The organism is Roseovarius sp. MMSF_3350, assembly GCF_030733425.1.
Classification (GTDB): domain Bacteria; phylum Pseudomonadota; class Alphaproteobacteria; order Rhodobacterales; family Rhodobacteraceae; genus Roseovarius.
In genome coordinates, this window is record NZ_JASHIZ010000002.1 from 134,847 (window position 1) to 156,637 (window position 21,791).

Here is a 21,791-nt window from a genome sequence, read left to right on the forward strand (position 1 = left end):
GGATCGTCACGAAGGGTGCGGTCAGGTTGACCGTGAGGGTGCGCTGCCAGTCCTCGACAGTCATATCCTCGACCCGCGCCTCTTGCATCATGCCGGCGCTGTTGACCAGCACGTCGAGGCGCCCTGCGCGCGCTATTACCTCTTCGACCGCCGCGGCCGGGCCTTGCGGGTCCAGAAGGTCCATCGCGACAGAGTCGAACTCAGGATCGTCGCGCCGTTGTGCCGTGAAGACTTTTGCGCCTTCCTCGGCCAGGCGCCGGGCGATGGCCTGCCCGATACCACTGCGCCCGCCGGTAACCAGCGTGACCTTCTCCTCGAAACGTTTCATGCTGTCGGTATGCCCGGCATCATCCAAGGCCCGCAAGGCCTGTTTGCCGTCTTTGACCGCAACCTTTCAGTACTCCTGGTTGAGCGCATCGACCGCGGGTATCTCGCGCTCGCGTCGTGCGATGTAATCGAGCAGGGCTTCGTTTTTCGCTTCGTCCAACGCAGGCTCCTGATATTCGCTCAGCAGTTTCAGGGCGAATTCAAGGGCGCGCTGTGTGATCTCCTTCGAGCCGTCGGCCACCCACTGCTCGATCGAGTTGTTGTCGAACAACTCCGGCATGAAATAGGCCGTCTGGAAGTTCTCCTGCGTATGCGGATGACCGAGGTAGTGCCCGCCGGGGCCGACATCCGGAATGGCTGCCAGCGCCTGGTCGAAATCGTCCCACTTCGGCCCTTCGGCCATCCGGTAGGCCATCGCGCATTGTTCGGCATCCACCACGAACTTGGCGACCGAGCAATGCATGCCCGCCTCGTTCCAGCCCGCGCTGTGCCAGATGTAGTTCGCGCCCGCGTGCATCACCGCCGACAGCGTCGTGGCGCTCTCGTAACCCGCTTGGGCGTCGAAGGTCTTCGCTCCGCCGAGGTTGCTCGAGGTCCGCCATGGCACACCGTAGAACCGGGCCATCTGGCCGATCATGAAGTTCATGAGGCTGATCTCGGGCGTGCCGGCCATCGGTGCGCCAGACTTCATCGACACCGTCGACAGGTAATGCCCATAGATCGCCGGTGCGCCCTTGCGGATGACCTGGGTGTAGGCCAGCGCGCTGAGCGCCTCTGCGTTGAGTTGCGCCACCGAAGCAGCCACCGAGGCCGGTGTATTGGCGCCGACCAGTACGAAGGGCGAGCAGAGCACTGGTTGTTTGCGCCGGCAGAAGGCCCGCATCGCGCCGAGCATCGTCTCGTCCCAGACGAGGGGAGAATTGCCGTTGCAGTTGCCGGTGGTGACAGGATGGGTGTCCATGAACTCCTCGCCAAAGAGGATCGCGCACATCTCCATGACGTCCTCGGCGTTTCTGGGCGATGTCGTCATGCCCATGAACATCTTGTCCGAATGCTTCATCGACGAATAGGTGATGCGCAGGTGCCGCTGGCTGATCGGATGGTCGTAGGGCTCCACGATATGATGCGCGGTCGAATGCAGCGCCGGGCTCATGTGGCTGAGCTTGTGAAACATGGCGAGATCGTCGAGCGTCGGGTTCCGCCGGACATCGTCCAGGTCCCGCAAGTAGGGCGCCCCTGTCATCGGCACGAACACCGAGTGGCGCCCGCCAAGACGCACGTTGTGCGCAGGATTGCGGGCATGATAGGTGAATTCCGAGGGGATCGACGCTATCAGCTCTCGAACCAGTCCGCGGTCGAGGTAGACGCGCTCGCCGTCGACCCTGGCGCCCACCTCCTTCCAGTCTCGGAGCGCGATGTCATCGCGGAACACGACGCCGACCGTCTCCAAGATGTCCATGGAAGCATTATCGATCTTCTCGACATGCTCTGGGTCCATCACCTCGCATTGCGGAAGCCGGTTGGTCAGCCCCGGAAGCATCGCAAGATCGCGTGTCGCACGCAGTGTGCGCCTGGCGGAGCGCCCCCCAGCGCGGAAACGGGTCCTGGTGGATTCTATGTTCATGGCTGTGCCTCCTCGTTGGAGAGACACTGACTCACCTCCAGCGGCGAGTTGCGGACGATTCCGAAATGTCGGTGCGAGAAACGACATGCTCGCACTGCACGAAGCCGGCGGACAAGATTTCGACGATACGCAAAGATCGGACGTTCGAACCAAGCGCAGAGAAAGTCCGGACACCGCCCTAGGTGCTCTTCGCTGCGCCCGCGAACTGCGCCCGTCTTCGTCCGACAATCCACTGGACTTGCTTTCCGTTTCGAGCGGTAGTGCCCTCGCTCGCAGTCCCTATTCGCGCACGCGTCGCGGTTGTTGTGGAACTTAAAGCTACGCTACCTGCGTTAATGACTTCGCTTTCTGGGTCGTCATATCCCCATGACCATCTCTTCGAGATCGACCCGCGCGCCGCGTACCGGCCATACACTCGGACCTATTCATGTCGCACCCGAAACTAGTCTTCATCGCACTTGGCGCTTTTGTAGTAATCACCAGTTCCCGACTGGGATCATGCCGGAATTGGTCACATTGGTCAGTTCTCGCGACGCTGAGACCGCTTAGGCGCGGCGCTTGCAAATTCCGTTCTGACGGCCCGCCCCGTTACCACCGCGTTCTCGACGGTCTCTACCAATCGCCCGATGGGATCTCGAAAAGGCGGAACATCTTATTGCTGGCAACCAGGTTCAACTGCGGGAAACCCGGCCCTGGTCCGCCCGGTTCCGTGAACCAGAGCAGCGCGTCGAATTTCTGCGGCCACCCGTGGTAGAAGTCATCTTGGATGCCATCCGACGTGGCGGTCGTCGGCGGATCGTGGCGAGCCCCGTGCACAAGCTGGTTTCGGTCGAGCGGCCAGGCTTGGGGTCGGTGCGGCGGCATCGTGCGCGCGTTGACGCCGACAGGCGAGGTGTTGGTGAACAGGTTCGCTACGTAACCATCGGTCTCGATCACGACTAAGGCTGGCGCATGCTGCAGGCGATAGACGTCCCGCGTTAAGGAATCCCTTCCGATGAGCACGCGCGCGCCCTCCGGCAGTTCGGCAACCGCCGCCCGGATCTCTCCTTGCGTGCGGTCGAGATCAGCCATTCTGTCATGGACGAAGACTTGCTGGAGCGCAAAGAGGCCCAAGAAGGCCGCGCACAAGGGGACCGCGCGAGACCGTCCAGCCGGGGTCAGGGAAGCGCCGGCCAGCAGGATCGCCACCGGAATTGCCCCGAATCGGATATGCAGGAACGAGATCCCCAGAAAGGCCGCAGGGACTGCCAAGACGAGCAGGACGCTTGCAAGGAAGACAGGCCGCAGCGAGGGCGCCAACGTCATCCAGCCACGGCGGAACGCAATCACCAGCAGCAGGCCGACGCAGACGAACAGCGATTTCCCCTCGACCGAGACATGCGAGCTGTCGTAATCGAAAGGCGCCACGAATGCCTCCAGGCGACTCTGCAAGCCACCGAAGCCGGCGATCTCCGTGTCCAGGCCCGTCAGCCGGTCCGGAAAGCTCGCCGCGAACAGCACGAGCGGTACAACGGCGATCAGCCCGTCGCGCAAGATCAAGCGGGTGGCGAACTGCGGAAGTCGCCCGCGCGCGCTGGCCGCGAACTGGCCAATTTCATAGGCCAGCATCAGGAAGCCGAACAGCAAGAAGCCAAGGATATGGCTGAAGAAAAGCACGGGCATCAGGAGCACGAATAGCGCGGTGCGGCGCCATCCCGGGCGCAGCCAGATCCACAGGGCGAGCAGGCAAAGGGCCAGCCCGGACGAAAAGACGAAGTTGATGAAGCCCCACGCCAGCGGTTTGCCGTAGATCAGCAGGACAGCTGCTGCCACGGGAAGGCCGACGCGTCCCGTAGTCACTAACGAAAGGAGCGCCACACCGAGCGGCAGCATCGCTACGGACAGGACGTTGAACAGCGCTCCCGCAGAATAGGGATCCATCACCGCCATGAGGGGGCGCATGAACAGATCCATAGCCAGATCCGGATAGATGCCCCATTCGACCGTGAAATGCTCCTGCAAGGCCGCAGATCCGGCGAGGCGGTGCTCGATGTAAACGCGCGCCAGATGGTTTGGGTAATCGCCGGAAATGCCCAGCGGGTACAGAAGCATCGGCGACAGCGCCGCACCCAGTACGGCGAGCAGAAAGATCGGCCGGATCCAAGCGGATACGAGCATCGCGGGCATGTAGCCTCCAGGGCCGACGCGGAATGTTTCGGACACGTTCATCGATCTATCCTCCATTCCGGATCGCGGTGCCAGGCAGGTCCGATGCATTCGCCAGAAGAGAGAACCACAGATCACCTAGCGTGGTCACCAGACGCGTGAGAAGCGCGAGGGCCAGGGCGGTTGGTGCCGCAACCGTTGCAGCCACGAGATACAGAAAAACTGCTTCGCGCACGCCGATTCCGCCGGGGGCGCCGGGAACCAAGAAGCCGGCGATCCAGCCCACGAGGTAGGCTGCGGCGATAACGGGCAGGTCGGCCGGCCCGGTGGCGTTCATCGCCGCCGCTATCCCAGCGACCAGGGCAGCGCTCGCCGCGAAGAATGCGATTTCGAGCGCGGCCATCGCAGTGAGCGACGTCGCCGCAACGCCCAGACGACGGGCCACCGCCACGATCACCGCCGCCGCAAAGCCGGCGAGGATGAGCCCCAGCGCCGCTGCGGCTGGCGTCAATTCGACAGTTCCAAGCGCGCCGAATAGGTCGCGGGAGAGGTCGCCGGACCCATACGGGCCCGACAGCGCTAAGGCGATCAGGGCGACGCCCCCAGCCGCTAGCGGCAGCGCCACAATCTCCACCGCCGTAGCCACAAGGGCGCTGCGATGGCTCCATCCCGCCCGGCGCGCCATCAACTGCCGCCCGCCGAAGTGGAAGACGTTTCCAGGCAGGTATTTCAGGACGTTGCAACGGGCGTAGATGATCACGGCCGCCCTGGAGACGAACGCTGCGTCGTCACCCTCGCGAAGCACACAGCTCCACGCTGCGGCCGGCAGAGTCAGAAGGACGGCATAGCCGAGGGATGCGCCAAGCGCGAGCGCCAGCTGGCCTGGCTCGGCCGCGATTTGCAGGGCTTCCGGGCCGAACAGCATCAGTTCCCGCAGCAGAAGGCAGAAAGAAAGCACGACCAGCCCTGCGCCGAGCCAGCGAAGCCACGTCCGCATGCTCATGCGGCGAACCTGTGGTTTGCTTGCCCGGGACGGCACAGGAGAGCGGTGTCATCGCGATAGGGCAGGCACGGCTTCAGGCCGCGCAGATGCCTAACGTCGAGGTTGCAAGACGCGAGCGCGGCGCGGTACCGGGCGCGGTGTGGGTCGTCGAACACGATGAGGCCATCAGGTGCTAGGCGATCGTGGGCATGGTCGAGGCAGGCCGCCCGGCTGCGACCGTCGATCACGATAAGGTCGAATGTCCCAGTCACCTCGTCTATTTCGCGGACGTAGTCGGCAAAGTCCACGGCGGCATAGCCGCGGCGACCGGAAGGCGCCTCGGCGATCGCGGCGTGGCGCGGCGTCGGCGGGATGGCGCGGAGGCGAACATTGGGAACGTCGGCCAACTGCATGCGCATAACCTCAGCCCAGGACGGGTCGTGCTCGACTGAATGAACCTCGGCGGCACGCCGCGCGAGCCAGACGGTGCTTGCGCCGCTGCCATACTCGAACACCCGAGCTCGTGGCCGTGCAGCCAGATGGGCTGCAACGGCGTCCTGAGCAGCGAACGTCCACCAGCACAAATCCAAAGCGACGAGACCCTCGACCCGGTAGATTTCGAACAGCGTCCTCAGCCAGAGCGCGCGCTGATGCTCTCGACCACGAGCCTCGAGCCAATTGAGGAGCCCAAGCCTCTCGGCGAGGGGCCGCGCACTGTGGAGCGTGTGCGTGTAGGCTTCAGCAAGCAGTTGCATTGTTCTCTTCTTCCCGATGGGCGACTGCGCGGCGTTCGTCGAGCACGTAGGGGGCGTCCTGATGCCCTTTGGAGACAACGACCAGCTCGCCAATGAGGCCGACCCCGATCAATTGAAGCCCCGCCAGCGTCGAAAGGATACTGAACAGCAAGAGAGGCCTATCCCCGATCGGCCCCAGCCCGAGGAACCACAGCGCCGTCAAATAGACGAGGCCCAGAACGCCTAGGGCGCCGAAACCCAAACCAATCCCGCCGAAGAAATGCAGCGGACGCGAGCGGTAGCGCGTAAGCAGGACCACCGTAAGCAGGTCGAGCAGCCCTCGCATCAGCCGCCCCGAGCCGAACTTCGAGTGGCCGAACCGCCGGGGCTCGTGCTTGACCGGAAGCTCTGTGATACGGAAGCCCGCGCTGTGCAGTAGCGCTGGGGTGAAGCGATGCAGATCGCCATATAAGCGACGTTGCAGATAATTCGCCGCCTCGCGCGTGTATGCTTTGAAGCCGCAGTTGAAGTCATGCAGCCGCAGCGAGAAGGCTCTGGACAGCACGAAGTTGAAGACTTTGGAAGGCAAGGTCTTGGAGAGCGGATCATGGCGCTTGCGCTTCCAGCCGCTGACCACGTCGAAGCCTGCGTCGATTTCCGCGAGGAAGCCGGGCAGTTCCTCGGGCAGGTCCTGCAGGTCCGCGTCCATAGTCACGATAACGTCTCCGCGAGCCGCCGACAGCCCGGCCGACAGCGCGGCTGCCTTGCCGAAATTCCGTTTCAGCGTGATCAGGCAAACGGGCGGGCACCGCCGCTCCAAGTCCGCAGCCTCAACCCCGCTGCCGTCGGTACTTCCGTCATCGACGAGGATAATCTCGAATGCCTCGCCTTGGGTCCGGAGCACATCTGATACACGGGCAACGAGTGTCTTGAGCGTGTCGCGCTCGTTTAGGAACGGGACCACGACGCTGATCACGCGCCTGCGCGCGTCCTCACCCAGCAGGCTCGGTACGAAAGTTGCGTTCATTGCGCCGCGCCTCCGACGGTCGGAAGTGACTGCGACCAGGCGCAGAACCATTTTGAGTGGGCATTGGGTTGAGCATTGACCACGGTCGTCTCCCTAATTCTTTACTGTTTCCAAAGTACCCGGGAATTGTGAACACCTTTTGTCTGCGAGGTGTTTCAAATACGACCGCTAACGATTTCTTGGAATGCGCCCTGGAGCAACAGCCGTTGAGGTTCTCATGTACCTGAACGTGAGGCGCGTGATGCGGGTGCAACGCACGCGTTGAGTATTGGCATTTCTTGCTAGGTGGTTATGAGGTTGTCAGATCGAACGGGATCCTGACTGAACGTCTTCATCCCGGAGATGTCGCTTTGAGCAGCATGGCTCGCGCGTCTCGCTCAGAATTGTTGGGGATTTTCCCCGAGCTGTCAAAAGTCGGCGTATCTGGCACAAGGACGAAGTACCGTTGCCTTCGAAGGTTCGAAGCAGAGGTGCTTTCCCACTTGGGCGCATTTGGGCGTTCACCTGCACAGGCAATAATCAGCTGAGTTCCGAGAGCATCCTTGTTGCGAGAGCTTTGACGATTGCCAAATCAGACCCAGCAAAGTGATTTTAACCCAGGGTCCGCTTCCGAACACGTCATTGAAAAGTCCGGCACAGTTCTTCTGCCGGATCAAGGCCGGAGAGACTTTCTCCGAGATCGCAGCCAGCGAGGACACCTCGAACCGCCGCATACAGCAACTGATCGGTCTCGCGTTCCTTGCGCCCGACATCGTTCGCGATGTCCTCGAAGGCCGGCAACCCATCTTCGAAGTAGTCAAGAAACAATAAGCGACTCGAAATGTCCTGGTTGACAAACGCATTTTATGCCGGAGCCTCCGCCATGGTGGCGTAGAGGTTGGGCACGAAGCCGTACCCGTTCAGCGCAGCCTGCAGGATCGGTTTTGCCTCTGCAGGAGCGGACGCGATCGTGTGGGTAGGAATGCCTGTCATTGGTTCGCCCTTTTTCTGGGTTGGTCAGTCGGGTGAAACGTCGTTTCTTTGGCAGGTCTGCCAAACTGCTGTGCAAGTGCACGCGTCGCTTCTTTGGCAGCGCTGACCGAACGGTCATGCCGTGCGTCCTTGAACTCCTGATATTCAATGGCAACGGTTTGGATGTCTGCGACGTCGACACCAAAGTAATGCGCGCAGGCAGCAATGGCGGGATCCAGTGCGTTCAGGTGCGCCCGTGACCCGCCGGGCTCAAAACCGAACTCGCCCCGGGACGACAGCACGACGAGCTGCTTGTCCTTCAGGATCGGTTCGATGGGGAAGTCGCCACGTCCCAGATCGAACGAGAAGGTTCGACCGATCCGTGCAACGTGGTCAATCCAGCCTTTCAGCGCGGCGGGCATCCCGTAATTGTACATGGGCACCCCCAGAACGATGATATCCGCAGCCACCACCTCGTCGATCAGGGCATCTGAAAGGGCCAGCCGCTCGGTCATCCAGTCTTCGCGGGCCTCGGGCGGGGTGAAGGCTGCGTGGATGAATCGGTAATCAATCGCTGGAACCGGATCCTGTCCGATATCACGGGCGATCACCTCTGCGTCCGGATTGGCATGCAAGAATTCGGTCGTGAATAGATTTGTCAGCATACGCGTCAGCGAACGGTCTTGCCGTTGTGCGCTGGCATCGATGCGAAGCAGGGTTGTCATCGCGTTCTCCTGAAGTTTCCGAGAAGAGAGGGGACGGCCCGGGCATCTGCGCGAGCCGCCAGGTTTTTCGGGTTGCCTGGATCAGAGATCGCTCACAGGCGTATTCACAATACCGGGCCATTTGGCGTTGGCGCCGGCGATAACCGCCTCCGGATCTTCGAGGTATTTCTCGAGGGTCGCGGCGTTCACGAAGAGATAAAGCTTCCCCTCGACGATATCCGCGTAACGAACGTCGCCGTCGAGCTTCTTGCCGACTTGGACACCGAAGGCGCAGAAGCCGCCGAACTGGGGAAGATATCGCTCCGGCGCAGCATCGAAACTTGCTTTGGCCTCCGCGGACGTGAAGTAGTAGTCCACGCCGTCATAGGTCGACGTATGGACAGCGTTTCCTTGTGTCGGAGCGCTGCTTTCGAACATGGACACGGGATCGACCCCGTGCATGCCGAGCGGATTGCCGTTGAGTGTCAAGCCATTGCCGACGTTGGCTTCATCTGCCGCGAGGGCGGCGGTCGAAATCGCGATGGACAAGGACAAAGCCTTGAGGAAAAAGGAGGGTCTCATGGAAAAGATCCTTTCTGAGGGAAGGTAGGGTTCTTGTTCGGGGTGCATCAGGCGGAGTTGCCGATGCGTTCGACGGCCTCGTCGGTCCACCAGACACCGTTCGCCACCATCCGGAAGTTGATGATCGCGGCGAGGTAGCCATCGCCTTCGGGCACCTTGGCGCCGGCCGTGGCATCGCGCACGACGGCGACCTCAAAGCCGAGCTCCAGCAGCTCGTAAAGATGCGCCTGGGTGCAGAGGTTCGCGGACATGCCCGCAAGGATCACCTTGTCGATCCCGCGCTTGCGCAACTGCAAGTTCAGGTCGTTCTGAGCGGGGCTGTAAACCTTGTGCGGCGAGCAGACGATGGTCTCGCCGTCCTCGATGTACTTTTTGTACTGTGGCATCCAGTCGGCGCCGGAGCCTTCGAAATTGTCGAGATTCAGGGGGCCGAGCCGGTCGAACATGCCAATGGAGTGCATGGTCTTTTCCAGGGTTCCCTCGAACTGCCACTTGTGGTCGTGCGGGTAGTAGTAATGCGGCGAGATGAAGACCGGCATCCCGGCGGTCTTGGCGGCCGCGAACAGCCGTTCGATATTGTCGACCGTGCCCTGTTCTGTCACGCTTTCGCCGACGACGCCCCATGTGACGCCGTCCTCGGACAGGAAATCAATCTGGGGATCGGTGACAACGAGGGCAGTTCGGCCCGGAGCGATGTCCATGTCGACTTGCGGCAGACCTGGCTCGTCAGGATCGGCGTAGTGCGCACGTGCCTCCGGCGTTGCGGCACTGGCCGAAGCGCCGATAGCGGCGGCGGCCCCGGCAGCGGCCCCGCCCGCGGCCCCGGCGATAAGGCGCCTGCGTGCCATGTCTACCCGCTCGGGGGTTACATCGCAGCCGCAGACGTGGGTCTGGTCATGAGAGTGATCGTGGTCCATTTCAAGGCTCCATTCTGGTGGTGGGTGTTGACGGCGCGCCAGTGGGCGCCCCGCTTGGGGTGGTAGGGTCGAGGCGTTCCGCGCCAGGGGCGGTCTTGCGTCTCGTGGCCGGGAACCGGCCGTGTCCGGGCAGGCACCGTGTCGCTCTGTGGGGCGGCACGCCTGAGATCCAAGCCGATAGGCCGGTCGCTTCGAGGCCGGGAGGGTGACAGTCCGGTGGCTCGAAGGCGGGGCCGACATTGGTCGTGTCGATGTCGGTCAACGGTTTCGCAAAGGTCCTGCCCGGCATCGTTATCGGGAAGGTCAGGACGCCGGTCAGAAGGCCGGTGGCGATTGTGATCAGCACCATGTGTGTCATTTCGCCTGTGCCGCTTGGGCGCTTTGAACGAACTGCAGACCGGCGATTGTCACGCAGCGTTGCCAGAGTATGGGTCGTACTTTTAATGTCAGTCATGGCAATGGCCTCTCGGTTGACGCAGAGGAGGAGCCGGGGGTGCCGGGTCCCGACCTATCCAAGTTCGATGGCCTTACGTAAGGGAATTGGGCGCATCCGGTATTGGCCGACCCTGCCAAGCGCATGGCCGGGTCTGCCAATGCGATTTGACCGCTCAGCCTCGTCCTTGGCGGCGGCCATCCGGACGGGGGCGGGCGTGACCCTATCCTCGACCGCGCGGCGCGGGCTTTGGTCGTTGCGCTCTGTCATGCAAGTTTCCCGGATGTCGGCGGAGGCGGGAGGCTCGGGCGCGCCTGGGCACCGGTCTTGATCGAGGCCGGCTCCGCCAATGTCATGCCCAATCCCGCAAGGACCGAAGCGGCCGGATGGCGCTAAGGAACCGGGAACTGCTGCCGGAACTGCGCGGGGGCCTGTCCGACCCAGCGCTTGAACGCTCGGCTGAATGTGCTTTGCTCGGAAAATCCGGTGAGGAACGCAATCTCGGCGATGGAACTCGTGCTGTCCCTCAGAAGCTCCTGGGCGAGCGAGGATTGCGCCTCGATGAGCACGTCACGGAAGGTCAGCCCCTCTTCGGCGAGGCGACGGTAGAGCGTGCGTTCGCTCAGCCCCATGTCGCGCGCGACCTCCCCCGCCTGCGGGACGCCGTTGCTGAGCGCCGGTGTCAGGCGACGTAGAAGGGCCGCCCGGAGCGAGGGGTCGCCCCTGAGCGAGCCGATCTCCGTCTCGAGATGGGCGGTCAGGAAGTCCGACACCGCCGCATCGCCCAGCCGATTCGGCAGGTCGAGCATTTCGGGCTTGAAGGCTATGGCGTTACGATCCGCCTCGAAGTGGACAGGGCAACCGAAATGCGCGGCATAGCGATCCGGATCGCTGCGGCACGCGTGGCGGAACGAGACATGTTCGAGGACCAATTGGCCTTCCACGATCTGGCGCATGTTGTGCGCAGATCCGGCCAATGCGCCTTCGTTGCGAAATTCGAGCACCGGGTGATGCCCCGTGCGCGCCTCGAAGAGGAGACATGCTGGGTCGCCGGAGTCGTCCAGGCGGTAGACCGCGGTGTCGGTAACCACCCGCCAGTAACGTTCCACGCGTTCCAGCGAGGCGCGCAGCGTCGGCGCCGTCTTCATCGACAGCCCGAGCACGCCGATATCGTCGACGCGGATTACCTTGGCATAGGCTTCGAGCAGCGCGACCTCGTCTTCATGCTGACGACGGATCCAATCCAGAAGATCGAAATAGTCAGTATCTGCAAGCCTGCCGTCCGTCGGCTGCGGCAAACGGCGCACGACCACTCCGCCGGAGACAAGAGCCCCGTCATCTCTCAGCGTCATCCCGGCCGCTTGGGCCATCGCGCGCGCAAATGCGGCTGTCACGCTCGGCATGGCCAAAGCTAAGCCGAAAGCGTCGTGAAAACCAGTCTTTCCATGATGCCTGACAAACCACCGCTTCATTCAGGCACTTAATTCACGCTCGGGGAGGCCTTTGGGAATATCGTTGATCGACGCAACACGCCGCCGCATCAGACCGTCGATGTTGAACTCCCAGTTCTCGTTGCCGTAGGCGCGGAACCAGACGCCGCTGTCGTCGCGATACTTGTAGGCGAATCGCACGGCGATCAGGTTGCCGCGATAAGCCCAGAGTTCCTTAATTAGGCGGCACTCCAACTCGAGCGGCCATTTGCGGGTCAGAAATTCGACGATCAGGTCGCGCCCCGCGAATATCTCCGCCCGGTTCCGCCACTGGCTGTCAGGCGTGTAGGCGAGCGACACAGGTTCGGGTTCGCGGCTGTTCCAGGCGTCTTCGGCCAGCCGCACCTTGATCCGGGCCGAGACGTCGTCGAAAGGCGGCAACGGGGGGCGTGTCATCCGTAAGACCTTCTGTTGGAGAGCAGAGTGCGCCCCGGTCGCGGGGGCGGGGGGAGCGGGGGAAGTGCGACCGGGGCGTCCGCGGCGTCACGCCGCCGTGGCGCTGACGACCGGGAAGTCGATGGGCGTGTCGAACGCCTCATTGAGGTAATTGGTGAGGGTATTGAGCGCGACATGTGCGACGATCTCGACGATCTCGGCGTCGCTGTAGCCCGCCATCTTCACCGCCGAGACGTCGGCGTCGGAGACCTGTCCGCGTTCGCGCACAAGTTTGGCCGCGAAGCGTACGGCCGCATCGGCCTTCGCGTCCGAGGAGCCGCCGGCGCGGTTCGCGGCGATCTCTGCTTCGTCGAGCTTTGCTAGGGTCTTTGCAAGGTAGGTGTGCGCCGACAGGCAGTAGTCGCAGCCGTTGATCTCTGCGACCGCCAGCGCGATCCGCTCACGGGTCTGCGGTGTCAGGATGCCCTTCGCGAGCGCACCGCTCAGCCCGAGATAGCCCTCGAGCGCGGCGGGGCTGTTCGCGGTGAGGCGGAACAGGTTCGGGACACTGCCGAGCATCTTCCTGACCCCCTCGAGGAGGGGTTGGGCGGCGGCTGGCGCGGCGTCGATCGAGGCGGGAAGCTGGATGCGGGACATGCTGGGGTTTCTCCATTTGGTTCAATGTCCCGAATGTAAGGATGGACCTCGCCATCGTATTGGCATGCTCTGCCAAGCGTTTGGCTCGATCTGCCACGCCGGCTGTGATATGCACGCATTGAGGGCCAAAGCCGTGACGACCGACACGATCATCGATGTAGCTGTTCCCATCGCGGTCTTCGTGATGATGTTCGCGCTTGGCCTCGGCCTGACGGTCGCCGACTTCCGGTCCTCTTTGAAACGGCCGAAGGCACTCTTTCTCGGGGTGGCGAGTCAGATCGTTCTGGTTCCTGTGGTGGGTTTCCTGTTCGTCTCGGCGCAGCAACAGGATGCGGACCTCGCCCTTGGCATCGTGCTCCTCACGCTCTGCCCCGGCGCCGCGATGAGCAACCTGCTGACGCGGATCGCCGGCGGTGATGTGGCCCTGTCCGTTTCTCTTACGGCGGTCAGCAACTTCCTTGCGGCGGCGACCCTGCCGGGGCTGTCCCTGCTGGCGGCGGGTCATTTCCTTGGCATAGAGGCGCTCGGGGTCGAATTCGGGGATCTCACGTTGCGCGTCGTGGCGGTCGTCACGGTTCCCGTCCTTCTGGGCATGGCGATACGCCACCTCGCGCCCCGCGTCGTCGAACCGCACGAGCCTGCCATCTTCCGCATCTGCTTCGCCGTGTTCATCGCGATCATCGGCTGGTCCTTCATGGAAGTCGCCGACACGTTGCAATCCGGCCTGATCCTGATCGGGTGGCAGCTTGCGCTTCTGACCTTCCTCCTTCTGGGCCTTGGTCTCGCCGTTGGGCAGGTCGGCGGTCTGTCCGAGCCGCAACGGACAACCATCGCCGTCGAGACAGGTGTGCAGAACAGCGGGCTGGGGCTTGCCGCAGGGGCGATGCTGTGGGGCGATACGGCGGGTTTTCCGCTCTTCTCGACACCTTCGGTGGTCTATGGCGCGCTGACCTATGCAATGACCTTTCCGGTGGTCATCCTGCTCTCGCGCGCATGGCAGCGCGTTTGAGGGCGGAACATCGAACGAGTGGCTATCCGGTCAAGAGTCGACTTCCGAGAAAAGCAGCGGTAATTGGATCAGGTCGCAGAGAAGGTCTATTGCCCGCCCTTGCTTCCGAACGGCTTCGCGTTTGCAGTGCGGGTCGAGCGACTGCGGCGAACTTCATGAAAGTCCGCGGTCCCGCCATCGAACACGTAATAATGCTGCGCGACGCACCAATGGCAGCAATGCCAAGGCTGCGCCGCGGCGTAAAGACGGTCCATGAACGGCAGGTCAGGGCCGTTCGATCCGCCAGGAGGGTGGATTCCCGACTTTCGCTGCTTCCGTGGACGAATCCGGTATCTATCTGATCACTTTAGGTAAACCGTCTTTAACGATGCCCAGTCCACCCTCGGTCGTCGGTGAACGCCCGGGCGTCCGAAATGGTCGTTCGCCTGTATCCTTCCGGGAGCCCCGCCAAGGGGCGCACCGGCGTGTCAGACGCAACGAACAAGATGTTCCCCCGATCGCGCTGGTTCAACGCACCGTTGACGACCTCCACATGGGGGAAAAGGTCCCGCAGGATCGCGTTGACCCCACGCGCCAGCGGGCCGTCCTCGGTATCGATCAAGTTCACATATATTGGCCCGTCGACAATGTCGCGCAGGCGGGCGAAGGTCTCCAAGGTGACCAGGTGCGCGGGAACGGAGTTCGAGGAGAACGCGTCCATCACCACGGCGTCGAAGCGTCGTTCCGTCTCGTTCAGGTAGACTCGGCCATCGGCATGCACGAGGCCGAGGCGCCCGTTGGTGGCTTCGGCGGAACCGGAAGCATCGTAACCGGCCCGGGCAATCATCTCGCTGGCGCGGGGCATGTGCGTTCGCACGACCTCGGTCACCAGTGGGTCAATTTCGACGGCCACGGCGGTCGCATCCGGGCGTGTCTCCAGTAGCTTCGTGGGGAGCGTGTAGCCCCCGCCACCGATGAACAGAACCGACGGTGCGGTGCCGAGGTCGCGCTGCATCCGGGACCAGAGCCACTCGGTGTATCTGAGCCCGAGTCCGACGGTATTGTCCGCGGCGCCGGGCGGCACGCGCCGTTCGGAGGCTTGCATGATGCCGTCCGAGATCAGCCGCACCTCCGGCCCGCGCTTTTCCACATGGAGGCAGGACAGACCGGACTCGAACTGGCATGACGGGGGGGCTGCAATCCCCGCGAAGGCGACGAACCCGACGGCGGCTACGGTGATGCCCTTGTCGCCCGGCTTCCCTCCACGAAGGAACGGCAGGCAGAGGAGCGCCGCCGCACCGCAGGCGGCGAAGGTCATGGTCGAGCCGATCAGCGGAAGCGTGACGAAGCCGGCGAGGATGGCACCAAAGATCGCGCCGACCGATCCGGCGGCCATGACGATGCCCAGCGACGAGCCCTCGCGGCCCGGCCGCGCCTCGATGGCGAACTTGGCCAGCAGCGGTGACGGCAGGGTCACGGCGACCGAGGCCGGGAAGAAGACAACGAGCACGGTGATGATCATCCCCCAGGTGCCCCGCGCGCCGGAGGCATGGAATGCACTGAGCAGCGTCGGCGACACGGCCATGAGAACCGCCGTTGCGATCAGCGCGGCGCGGACATTCCCAATTGCAACGGCCCGGGGACGTTCTGCCACGAAGCCGCCCAGGGCGCTGCCGAGAGAGAAGCCGCCAAGCACCGTGGCGATGACAGTGGTCCAGGTCAGGAGCGAGGTTCCGAAGAAGGGCGCGAGGACACGACCGGCGGCGATCTCGTATGTCAGGCCGACGGCGGACAGGACGAGGATCAGAAGGATGGTGATGGAGAAACGGATGGTGGCCTCCGGGGGCGATGTGGTGCGGGCTCAGTCTGTCGTCCAGGTGGACGGGTACTGTGTGTCATACACATAGGGCAAGGCCCCCGTGAAGTTGGTGTCGATCACGGTCTCATTGTAAGCGACCAGGATGCAGCGACGCATTTCTGATCAGCACAGCGGACATGGCGTCTCGAGCCTGCCAATGACTGCTCAGGGCCGTCTTAGTACGCGCAAGCCGACAGATCACCGCAGAATGGCTGATTCCAAATCGCAAGCTGAGAATTTCGCGCCGCACGTCCTTGATCTTGAACACCATGCTCACGCACGGACGTAGAATACCGGAAGTCGTTTTGGCGGCACGCTGCCCGATCCCATCTTCCTCTCAGGGCTCCGGCCCAGGTAGCCGCCGAGTCGGCGGCTGAAAAGACGAAGCCGACAGCGACACGCTGAAGGTTCTATCCGCCGAACAGGCGGAGGGAAGATCGGGTTTCCGCCCCGCGCGGATCGCACTCATCTTCTGATCAGGCTCCGAGAGGGGTCACTTGAGCCGCCGCACAGGCGGTTGCGGAGATGGGTTTTGGCGGCACGCCGCCCGATCCTATCTCCCCTTCAGGGCTCCGGCACAGGTAGCCGCCGCATAGGCGGCTGAAAAACAAGGCATGGAGCCTTTGGCTTGGATCGTCGCTTAGCGGCGCAACTTCAGGTGATCAGCCCCCGTAAGGGGTCAGGACAGGTCTGGGTAACCAGCCGCCTTGCAATCATGCCCTTGAGGGTGCGAAAGGGATGGCTCACGGGTCATCCCTTTTTTCCTTCCGAAGGCTGCGACACGTTTGACTCGCACCGACAAGCGCTCAGACTTGTGACAGGGTCCGATTACGTGGCCCATGCGGCGCAAATGACGAATTCCTCCTCGCCGCCACTGCCCAGAACCTCCGCAAACTGGCCAAGATCTTTCCTGCGCCGCAGAAACGCGAAAATCCTGATCATCCCGAAGCTGGATTGCAGAACTCAGGCTCGAAGACATAGTGGCTGGTCATGGAGAGGAACCGCACATTCACATCGCGCTTCTTGCCAGCGCCCACACGATCCACCGCCGTCTTTATGTTATCGTAGATCCCGCGGCCAGGCACGCCTTCAAAGACCCGGAAGGCGTGCCAGTGCGCGTCGAACAGCATCTCATGCGTCTGCAACAAATAGGCCCTGACCAGAAATTCCCGGCTGTGCGACAGCTTGATGTGAGCCACCTGCAACTTGATGCGCTCGCCGCCGACCTGGGCCCAGCCCTCGCTCCAATCGAACTGGAACGCCTCGCCAGGCTGGAACACCCGCGGCACGAATGTCCCGCGATCCGTCGTCAGCTGCGCGCGTTGCCGGTCTCCTTTCCAACTCCGCACAAAGGCTGCGACCCTCTCATACGAGCCGTCATAGCCAAATTGAACCAGATCAGCGTGCATCTGCTTGGCGGTGCGCCGGTCCTTGCGCGACTTGCGCTGCTCGGTCATCAGCCAGCTTCTCGGCATACGGGTCCAGCTTGCTCGGCCGCGCCGGTTTCTGGAACTGGGCTTCAACAGTCCTCGCCCGCAAATACTTCTTGATGGTGTTGCGAGACAGCCCAGTGCGCCGCGCAATCTCGCGGATCGGCATCTTGTCTCGCAATGCCCAACGTCGAATGACGCTCAATAATCCCATGTCGATCACTCCGAAAAACCCCGACAAATCCCGTCGAGGGCATGGTTCACATGGGTCAGTTCTCAGTGACATCCAACAGGACATTGATCCGGCTCGCTGCTGACGAAACATTTTTCAAGAGGCTGTCGTGCGGCAGGGTATTCAGTCGATGCAGATGAGCAGTAACTGGGCTGATACGGCTTGCCGCAAAGCTCCGGCTTCGGCTTGTGGGCCAGTTGTTGATCACGCGCTCGCGTGTTCCACCGTCCTTGCCTGTTTGAGGTTTTCGATGCGAGAGGGGGGGCAGATTTGTCGGTCGACTTGCGACTTAGTCGCTTTTTCGCCTTGCCTGGCTGATCGGAAAGCTTCGTTTCGCTCGTCGCCGTGGATAACGCCAGGAGGTGCTCGAACGCCAAACGCGCCTCTTCGTTCTCGTTCGGGATGATGTTGTACTCCGAAAGCACGTCCGCAACGGCATTGGGCGCGTTTGCCCAATCAAGCGTCTTCAGATTCCGCAAGTTCGGTCGCGCAGGCATTTCTGCGCCCGCGATCGCGATTGCCTCGATCTGCGCCCCATCGCTGTCGCGCAGGATCCGTAGGGCGCCCAGCACACCATCGTCGTCGAACACGACCTCGGTTCTGGCGAGCCGACCGGCAACGAGCTGGCAGTCCTCGATCACCGGGCGACGATGAGGGGCGGAGTAACCGACAACGATCTTGTGATCCGCCCGATCAAGGTGTTCCTTGAGTTCCGACATGTTGGCTTCAGTGTAGTGCTTCCCGATCATCGTCGATGAGACGTGACCGATGATCATCTGTCGATCGGCGAGGGGAACACCGCCAACCCAGAGCGCCGAGGAAAGGGTTCTGCGAAGTGCGTAGAGATCTTCGTTGTAACTCGCGATCCCAAGGCGCTTGCGGATCGCCAACATGCGCTTTGACAGGATCTCCTGCGGTTTCGTCATGCTCTCGCACATTTCTGGGAAAAGCAGGTCCGTTGGTTTTTCAAGAGCCACGATCCAGTCGATGAACCCGGGGTCGATGAGGACCTGTGGCACCGGCACGATGCGCTGGCTTTCGACGGTCTTCCCGTACTGTTCGTCGGACCAGCAGAGACGGAGGCACCAGACCTCGCGCTGGACCAGGTCGCACTTTTTGAGCTGCAGGACTTCCGAGGGGCGTGTGCCCATGGTCAACAAGATGAGCGGGATCCAGTAGAGCCCGTCGCGATAGATGTAGCGGCCAGACCGACTACATGACGTCCGGCTCATGCATCCCCGGTACAGCGGCGACATCAGCAATGTCTTGATCCGCTGCCCGGGACTAGCGGAGCCGAATCTTTGGACGCGTTTTGCGAATGTAGAGCGGGTTCAGGTCCTTGCGTCTTTCGCTGTCCTTTTTCATGAGCTTGGTAAGTTTTGGGTACGTGGTGACACGAACTTCGCCAACATAGCCACACTGCTCGCGCGCGCTGTCGAGAAGCTGGTGGATACGGTCGAGGTGGCGCTCGAGATTCGTGTGCGTCACGCGCGGCTCCAACTTGTCGCTCAACTCGGCGCGTTTCTGTGCCTGCGAGATGTCGTCGCGTGCCGCGTAGGACTCGTAGAGGCGGGCATCGGCCTGGTCGGCTGCGTCGATCTCCTCCTGTTTCGACAGAAGGGTTTTTCGGAAGTGCTTTTCGTATAGCGGTTCTTGCCGTGCGCCCGGCCGTGCATCGCCGGCAGGCGGCTGAGCCACACCAGAAATGAGTCGATGAGTGCTGGCAGCCGTTCGAGCCGGATATCGCAGCGTAAGCGATTAGCAACTCGGCCGTAACTGTGAGCTTGCGACCCATTTCCTCCGGCCGCGACCTGAGCGCGCCGGCCAGTGCATCGGATATCCGCACCGCGCTGGGGATCTTTCCGTTTTTGACCGTGATGTCGTGGCGGCCTCGCCCGTCGGTGGCGCCTTCGAGGGGACCCTTGCCATCCTCGAAGACCTCGATCTCGAGCTTCATAAGGCTGCGTCGTGTCGCGCAGACGGTTCGGGCGAAGGCGGGTGCCAAGGGAAAGCGAAGGATCAGGTTCAGCTGATTGGCAGCGTCTTTGACGGCGCAACGTGCTTCCGAAAAATCATGGGTCCGCATGGCCTAGCGCAGGCTCGCGCATCCGGCCTCAAGCGCATCAATGCGGGCTTCGATGTCGATGTCGGGATCAGCCGTATCCCGAACCATGCGCGAGATATCGAGGCGCACGATCTCGCGTAGGACTTGCGCCTGTTCGCGGTCGCTCAACTGCGTTGCGTCGATGATGTTCTGCATGCCTGTCTCCCTGTCCGTGGCGGCGGCGGGCAGGGGCTCCGACGCCGGATCGGGCAGGACATGGCTATGCACGTTCCGGGACGGAAAAACCGAAGAAAGAAAAACTGAAGAAAATTCGGTGCTACGGTTGTCCGTTTCGATGGTAGGTGACGCTACGGAATGCAGGGCCGGGTTCACGCATGCTGCGGACCTCGGCGGATTTTTCGAGATGCGAAAAACCAATGGCTCGGGCGGGGAAGCGAGATTGCACGTACAGGGCGTGCGAGAAGCGTTGATTTCGTTGGGTTTTTTCTGGTTCATGGCTGGGGTGGTAGGATTCGAACCTACGGTACACGGTACCAAAAACCGCTGCCTTACCACTTGGCTACACCCCAACAGTGCCGCGCTAATTACTCTGCTCTTTCGCGTGGTTCAAGGCCCGAGTTGAATTTATTTGGCGGCTTGACAGGGATTGTCCGATCTTGCGGACTCACTCCAGAATTTCATCCGGCTCCACGCCCCAGAGGGCCGACTTGCGGGCCCAGCCGCGGTAGCCGCCGGCCATCAGCCTGCACCAGTCGATCGCGCAACGATCTATGCGCGCCACCACGCCCATTTCCAGCTGCGCCACGGTCATCGCGTCCGGATCGGGCTTGGATTGAAGATCGACCAGTTCGTCCTCGACGATCACGGTGCGGGTGCCCGACAAAAGCGAATAGTGGATCCAGCCACCCTGGCCGTCGCGGTCGCGCACGCGGCGCCAGTGGCCATGTTCGGCGGTGATTTCAAGTGGCAGATCCCTGCGCTTGAACACCCAGTCGATACGGTGCGTCAGGCTGGGGCCGCGGCGCACGTTGCCTTCGGCGGCCTTCATCGACACGAAGCGCGGCAGGGGTAGGTTGGTCACAGGCCCGCGCTCTGTTTCCTGAGCGACGGCGGGCACTCCCAGCGCCGCGATCATGGCGGCACCGATCAAGGCGGAAAACCGTTTCATGGTGTCAATACTGCTCACTCATCTGACCCGGGGTTCTTGTGCCCCGAGGCGTCCTGCGTCACTGTACAGAAGAAAGCGCGTATTGGAAGACGGGGGAGACGCTACATGCCATCTGGTCGACTGAGTGTTGTCGTTACGCGACGCCTGCCGGAAGTCGTAGAGCGACGCATGCAGGAACTGTTCGACGTCACGCTGCGCGAGGATGACACGCCGATGAGCCGCGAGGCTCTCGTCGAGGCGGTCCGGAAGGCGGATGTGCTGGTGCCGACGCTGAGCGATCAGATCGACGGCGGGCTGATCGGTCAGGCGGGCGAGCGGTTGAAGCTGATTGCGAATTACGGCGCGGGGGTCGACCACATCGATGTTCATACCGCGCGCCAGCGGGGCATCCTCGTGTCGAACACGCCCGGCGTTCTGACCGATGACACTGCCGACATGACCATGGCGCTGATCCTGAGCGTGACGCGGCGCATTCCCGAAGGGCTGTCGATGATGCAGAAAGAGGACTGGCCCGGCTGGTCCCCGACCGCCATGCTGGGCGGGCGCATCGCCGGACGACGCCTGGGTATCCTGGGCATGGGGCGGATCGGGCAGGCGGTGGCGCGGCGGGCCGCGGCATTCGGCATGCAGGTGCATTATCACAACCGGCATCGCCTGCGGTCCGAGATCGAGGACGAGCTTGGTGCGACCTACTGGGAAAGCCTCGATCAGATGGTGGCTCGCATGGACGTGCTCAGCGTCAACTGCCCGCATACGCCGTCGACCTTTCACCTGATGAACGCGCGGCGGCTGAAATTGATGAAGCCGGACGCGGTTCTGGTCAATACCAGCCGGGGAGAAGTAGTGGACGAGAACGCCCTGACGCGGATGCTGCGTGCCGGAGAGATCGCGGGCGCGGGTCTGGACGTGTACGAGAACGCAAGCGCGATCAATCCGCGCCTGCGAGAGCTGAAGAACGTGGTCCTGTTGCCGCATATGGGATCGGCCACGGTCGAAGGACGGCTGGAGATGGGCGAGAAGGTTCTGCTGAACATCAAGACTTTCGACGACGGCCACCGCCCGCCCGACCAGGTTGTGCCGTCGATGCTGTAGGGCCCCGCTG

General features: G+C 62.5%; 20 protein-coding genes, 1 tRNA gene and 2 pseudogenes. 2 read left to right on the plus strand and 21 right to left on the minus strand.

What is annotated here, in order from left to right; all coding sequences use genetic code 11:
- Positions 1-55 precede the first annotated feature (55 nt).
- The 14 genes and pseudogenes from RBB31_RS03240 to RBB31_RS03305 form a co-directional block, all read right to left on the minus strand.
- Positions 56-328 (minus strand): annotated as a pseudogene (locus RBB31_RS03240) (SDR family NAD(P)-dependent oxidoreductase); the annotation flags it as partial.
- 66 nt (positions 329-394) lie between these two features.
- Positions 395-1,951, minus strand: a complete 1,557-nt coding sequence (locus RBB31_RS03245) for a trimethylamine methyltransferase family protein (protein ID WP_306127815.1) — start codon at positions 1,949-1,951, stop codon at positions 395-397.
- 612 nt (positions 1,952-2,563) lie between these two features.
- Positions 2,564-4,159 carry a hypothetical protein gene (locus RBB31_RS03250; RefSeq protein WP_306127816.1) on the minus strand — a complete coding sequence of 532 codons (1,596 nt, stop codon included), beginning with the start codon at positions 4,157-4,159 and terminating at the stop codon, positions 2,564-2,566.
- Between the two features lie 4 nt (positions 4,160-4,163).
- A complete protein-coding gene (locus tag RBB31_RS03255; RefSeq protein WP_306127817.1) occupies positions 4,164-5,099 on the minus strand; it encodes a hypothetical protein in 936 nt (311 codons plus the stop codon).
- Positions 5,096-5,833, minus strand: a complete 738-nt coding sequence (locus RBB31_RS03260) for a class I SAM-dependent methyltransferase (RefSeq protein ID WP_306127818.1) — start codon at positions 5,831-5,833, stop codon at positions 5,096-5,098. Before RBB31_RS03260 ends, RBB31_RS03255 begins: the two co-directional genes overlap by 4 nt.
- The gene (locus RBB31_RS03265; protein ID WP_306127819.1) at positions 5,817-6,839 is read right to left on the minus strand and encodes a glycosyltransferase family 2 protein; all 1,023 of its coding nucleotides are present in this window, start codon (positions 6,837-6,839) and stop codon (positions 5,817-5,819) included. The genes RBB31_RS03260 and RBB31_RS03265 overlap by 17 nt, the downstream gene beginning before the upstream one ends.
- 618 nt (positions 6,840-7,457) lie before the next feature.
- On the minus strand, positions 7,458-7,646 hold the full coding sequence (locus RBB31_RS03270) for a hypothetical protein (protein ID WP_306127820.1): 189 nt from the start codon (positions 7,644-7,646) through the stop codon (positions 7,458-7,460).
- A 36-nt stretch (positions 7,647-7,682) separates the two neighbouring features.
- Positions 7,683-7,811 carry a hypothetical protein gene (locus RBB31_RS03275; RefSeq protein ID WP_306127821.1) on the minus strand — a complete coding sequence of 43 codons (129 nt, stop codon included), beginning with the start codon at positions 7,809-7,811 and terminating at the stop codon, positions 7,683-7,685.
- The gene (locus RBB31_RS03280) at positions 7,808-8,515 is read right to left on the minus strand and encodes an FMN-dependent NADH-azoreductase (protein WP_306127822.1); all 708 of its coding nucleotides are present in this window, start codon (positions 8,513-8,515) and stop codon (positions 7,808-7,810) included. The genes RBB31_RS03275 and RBB31_RS03280 overlap by 4 nt, the downstream gene beginning before the upstream one ends.
- 81 nt (positions 8,516-8,596) lie before the next feature.
- Entirely contained in the window at positions 8,597-9,076 is a 480-nt protein-coding gene (locus RBB31_RS03285) for a YHS domain-containing (seleno)protein (RefSeq protein ID WP_306127823.1), read from the minus strand.
- Positions 9,077-9,123: 47 nt separating this feature from the next.
- Positions 9,124-9,993: a cysteine hydrolase gene (locus tag RBB31_RS03290; protein WP_306127825.1), complete on the minus strand. Its 870-nt coding sequence runs from the start codon at positions 9,991-9,993 to the stop codon at positions 9,124-9,126.
- Between the two features lie 825 nt (positions 9,994-10,818).
- Positions 10,819-11,796 carry an AraC family transcriptional regulator gene (locus RBB31_RS03295; protein ID WP_306127826.1) on the minus strand — a complete coding sequence of 326 codons (978 nt, stop codon included), beginning with the start codon at positions 11,794-11,796 and terminating at the stop codon, positions 10,819-10,821.
- A 102-nt stretch (positions 11,797-11,898) separates the two neighbouring features.
- On the minus strand, positions 11,899-12,312 hold the full coding sequence (locus tag RBB31_RS03300; RefSeq protein WP_306127827.1) for a nuclear transport factor 2 family protein: 414 nt from the start codon (positions 12,310-12,312) through the stop codon (positions 11,899-11,901).
- A gap of 87 nt (positions 12,313-12,399) precedes the next feature.
- Positions 12,400-12,948 (minus strand): carboxymuconolactone decarboxylase family protein, encoded by a 549-nt coding sequence (locus tag RBB31_RS03305; RefSeq protein ID WP_306127828.1) that lies wholly within the window; start codon positions 12,946-12,948, stop codon positions 12,400-12,402.
- Between the two features lie 133 nt (positions 12,949-13,081).
- On the opposite strand from RBB31_RS03305, the gene RBB31_RS03310 reads away from it, so the two are divergent.
- A complete protein-coding gene (locus RBB31_RS03310; RefSeq protein ID WP_306127829.1) occupies positions 13,082-13,957 on the plus strand; it encodes a bile acid:sodium symporter family protein in 876 nt (291 codons plus the stop codon).
- Positions 13,958-14,318: 361 nt separating this feature from the next.
- On the opposite strand, the gene RBB31_RS03315 is transcribed toward RBB31_RS03310, so the two are convergent.
- The 7 genes and pseudogenes from RBB31_RS03315 to RBB31_RS03345 form a co-directional block, all read right to left on the minus strand.
- Complete coding sequence (locus RBB31_RS03315) at positions 14,319-15,767, minus strand: fused MFS/spermidine synthase (RefSeq protein WP_306127984.1); 1,449 nt, start codon at positions 15,765-15,767, stop codon at positions 14,319-14,321.
- Between the two features lie 968 nt (positions 15,768-16,735).
- Positions 16,736-17,438 (minus strand): annotated as a pseudogene (gene istA / locus RBB31_RS03320) (IS21 family transposase); the annotation flags it as partial.
- Between the two features lie 62 nt (positions 17,439-17,500).
- Positions 17,501-18,712: a tyrosine-type recombinase/integrase gene (locus RBB31_RS03325; RefSeq protein WP_306127830.1), complete on the minus strand. Its 1,212-nt coding sequence runs from the start codon at positions 18,710-18,712 to the stop codon at positions 17,501-17,503.
- A gap of 28 nt (positions 18,713-18,740) precedes the next feature.
- Positions 18,741-19,154 carry a hypothetical protein gene (locus RBB31_RS03330; RefSeq protein WP_306127831.1) on the minus strand — a complete coding sequence of 138 codons (414 nt, stop codon included), beginning with the start codon at positions 19,152-19,154 and terminating at the stop codon, positions 18,741-18,743.
- A gap of 391 nt (positions 19,155-19,545) precedes the next feature.
- A complete protein-coding gene (locus RBB31_RS03335; protein WP_306127832.1) occupies positions 19,546-20,016 on the minus strand; it encodes a hypothetical protein in 471 nt (156 codons plus the stop codon).
- A tRNA-Gln gene (locus tag RBB31_RS03340) sits at positions 20,016-20,090 on the minus strand. Before RBB31_RS03340 ends, RBB31_RS03335 begins: the two co-directional genes overlap by 1 nt.
- 95 nt (positions 20,091-20,185) lie before the next feature.
- Positions 20,186-20,689 (minus strand): SH3 domain-containing protein, encoded by a 504-nt coding sequence (locus RBB31_RS03345; protein ID WP_371931287.1) that lies wholly within the window; start codon positions 20,687-20,689, stop codon positions 20,186-20,188.
- A gap of 105 nt (positions 20,690-20,794) precedes the next feature.
- On the opposite strand from RBB31_RS03345, the gene RBB31_RS03350 reads away from it, so the two are divergent.
- A complete protein-coding gene (locus RBB31_RS03350) occupies positions 20,795-21,781 on the plus strand; it encodes a D-glycerate dehydrogenase (RefSeq protein ID WP_306127833.1) in 987 nt (328 codons plus the stop codon).
- The last annotated feature ends 10 nt before the right edge of the window (positions 21,782-21,791 follow it).